The organism is Mesorhizobium sp. M6A.T.Cr.TU.014.01.1.1 (genome assembly GCF_004022765.1).
Classification (GTDB): Bacteria; Pseudomonadota; Alphaproteobacteria; order Rhizobiales; family Rhizobiaceae; genus Mesorhizobium; species Mesorhizobium mediterraneum.
Genome location: NZ_RZPG01000082.1, coordinates 1 through 613, shown reverse-complemented (window position 1 = coordinate 613; position 613 = coordinate 1). Strand labels below are relative to the sequence as shown.

The following is a 613-nucleotide window of genomic DNA, read 5'->3' as shown; positions in this document are numbered from 1 at the left end:
GCCGCGCAAGCGGAAGACGCCCAGCCCTTCATCACCAACAAGGATGTCGACCTGACGATGATCCTGCCGCCGCCGCCGGCAAACGATTCGGCACAAACCAAGGCCGAACTCGGCGAGGTGCTGACTTTGCAGGTCACGCGCACCCCGGAGATGGTCGCCAGCGCGGTGGCCGATGCCGAGGAGAATGTCTGGCGCTTTGCCGACGTGATGGGGCCGAAATTCAACAAGGAAACGCTGCCGAAATTCAGCGCCTTCTTCGATCGCGTGGTGGCTACCGAAGGCGCTGTCGTCGATCCCGCCAAGGATGTCTGGAAGCGCCCGCGCCCGCATCAGCTCAGCGATCTCGTCAAGCCTGCGGTCAAGCTGTCGAGCTCCGGTTCCTGGCCTTCCGGACACGCCACCGTCGGCACGATGATGGGCATCATTCTGTCCGACATGGTTCCGGAAAAGCGCGCCGAGATCATGGCACGCGCGAGCAAATACGCTCACAACCGCGTGGTTGGCGGCATCCATTTTGCGTCCGATGTCGAGATGGGCAGGATTTCCGGCAGCGTCATTGCCGCAGTCCTGCTCAACCGGGACGACTTCAAGGCTGAATATGAAGTGGCCAGGG

The 613-nt window shown here is 62.2% G+C and carries 1 protein-coding gene; it reads left to right on the top strand.

Annotation, left to right across the window (positions count from 1 at the left end; genetic code table 11):
- The coding region (locus EN885_RS33035; RefSeq protein ID WP_164897975.1) for a phosphatase PAP2 family protein at positions 1-613 on the top strand (613 nt) is incomplete at both ends.